We start from the raw sequence: 2,186 nt of genomic DNA on the forward strand, positions 1-2,186 counted from the left end.
CATGTGAGAGTAGGGAACTGCCAGACATTAAATTAGCCGAGAAGCCACCCATTGGGTGGCTTTTTTGCGTTTGGGGAAATGGAAATCGCCGAAAGGTATATCATAAACTACCTTACCATGAGTAAATCGGGGATGCTAACTCGCTAACTGCCCAAAAATATCGAATATTCTCAGGCCTCCCGCGCCATAAACGGAGCTTTCATTATCAATAATCATTGTCAGTAATGAAGTTATCTTACATATTGAGTGAAAATTGACCGTCATATGGATTTTACCTGCTTTGTGCCCTAATCAAACAGCAAATAATGTCTCTATTACGCGCACCTTTTTCCTTTTTTAAGCCATTATCTAGCATATTTATCACGGTGAATGATAGAGAATTTGATGGAGATAGTCAGACTGGCTTAGAAAGGTCACAAAAAGGAATAATAAGTTCCGTAAGATTACCGGTAAGATATTTGATATACTGTACGTGAGTCAGTCAAACCAATGCTAAACTAGCATAGTCGGCAGCAATACTGTTGTTACCAATAATACTGTTGTTATCAATTTCGTAGGGAATCCGGTACGTGGCTAAAAGAACCTATTCTGTTCGGTACATTGCGGGCGAGCCTGCAAAACGTATTCAGCCTATGCCAATCCATATGCTAGGTGATTCTCTTCCTATTGGTCTTCCTCTGTTTCCTGCGGGTGAAACACTTGATGTGGTTAGCTGGAATATTTATAAGCAGCAGCGACCCAATTGGAAATCTACGTTAGCAGAGCTCGTCAAAGAAAAGAAATTACTCTTGCTTCAAGAAGCTCAAATGTCCCCAGAGTTAGTTAATTTTGCGGCATCTCATCAACTCATTGCTGATCAAGTCCCTGCCTTACCTTTTTCTCCTCATCCATCAGGGGTAATGACTCTCGCGACAGCTCACCCTATTTATTGTTGTCCATTACGAGAAAAAGAGCCGCTATTACGTCTAGCTAAGTCGGCTTTGATCACGGTTTATCCATTGCCTAATGGTAAGCACTTAATGGTCGCTAATGTACATGCAATCAACTTTAGTTTTGGGGTTGATGTATATACGAAGCAATTGAGCAAATTAGGTTCTCATATTAGCAAACATGTCGGTCCCGTTATTCTCGCGGGGGACTTTAATGCATGGAGCCGTCAGCGAGTAAATGCATTGAAACGCTTTATTCGTTCAGTTGGCTTGAAGGAAGTTCTCTACGATTTAGATTTACGAACAAAAGCTTTTGGTCGTCCATTAGACTTTATGTTTTACCGCGGCTTAAAACTGAAGGAAAGCCACGTATTACAGACAGATGCGTCAGATCATAATCCTATCATTACCCAATTTAAATTAACTAATTAATACCTTTTTAAGATTATCCCACCTTATTTATCCCTGTAATTATTGTAGATTTTATTCTCTATTTTATGGGGATTCATACCTTGAAACGATTACTATCTATCGCTTTACTATTTTGCATGCCCTATGCATTAGGAAAAAGTAACCTTGAGTTGGCAAAACAAGCCGAACAATTACCTCGCCTTGTTGTTTATGATTCATCTTATCGCCAAATAGATTACCCCAATGGGGATGTTCCCAGCCATTATGGTGTCTGTTCTGATGTTGTGATACGCAGTTATCGTAAGTTGGGTATTGATCTTCAAAAACAGCTTCATGAAGATATAAAGAAAAACTTTAGCCAGTATCCAAGCCAAAAAATGTGGGGGCTTCGTAAGCCTGATACCAATATTGATCATCGGCGAGTTCCTAACTTAGAAACCTTTTTTGCTCGAAAAGGTACTGTTAAACCTATTACGTTAAAAGGGGAGGATTATTTGCCCGGCGATATTGTTTCATGGCGTTTAGATAACGGTCGTCCACATATAGGAATTGTGACATCCATCAAAGCATCAAATAGCCATTATTACTTAGTGATGCACAATATTGGATATGGACAAGTCGCTGAGGACGTCTTGTTTAAATGGAAGATAGTTGGGCATTATTCATATTAATATTTTTATTTCAATGAGTTGTAATGGAATTTTATTTTATCATTTATGAATGAGTCACTTTTCTTTTACCGGAGAAAGTACTTTAATATCTCAAAGTGATTAATTTTTTTTGTTAATTTTCGAATTATATGCAATTTATTGTATTGGTTGTTATTGGTATTAAACTATATTTACT

At 38.0% G+C, this 2,186-nt stretch carries 2 protein-coding genes; both read left to right on the forward strand.

The window, feature by feature from the left end; genetic code table 11:
- Nucleotides 1-569 precede the first annotated feature (569 nt).
- Nucleotides 570-1,361, forward strand: a complete 792-nt coding sequence (locus JK188_RS17130) for an endonuclease/exonuclease/phosphatase family protein (RefSeq protein ID WP_211887698.1) — start codon at nt 570-572, stop codon at nt 1,359-1,361.
- A gap of 116 nt (nt 1,362-1,477) precedes the next feature.
- Nucleotides 1,478-2,011 (forward strand): DUF1287 domain-containing protein, encoded by a 534-nt coding sequence (locus JK188_RS17135; protein WP_249215533.1) that lies wholly within the window; start codon nt 1,478-1,480, stop codon nt 2,009-2,011.
- Nucleotides 2,012-2,186 lie beyond the last annotated feature (175 nt).

Source organism: Providencia sp. JGM181, assembly GCF_018257375.1.
GTDB lineage: Bacteria > Pseudomonadota > Gammaproteobacteria > Enterobacterales > Enterobacteriaceae > Providencia > Providencia lanzhouensis.

Coding starts and splice junctions, on each gene's coding strand:
- JK188_RS17135 (WP_249215533.1), top strand. CDS start 1,478: ATGCCCTATGCATTAGGAAAAAGTAACCTTGAGTTGGCAAAACAAGCC.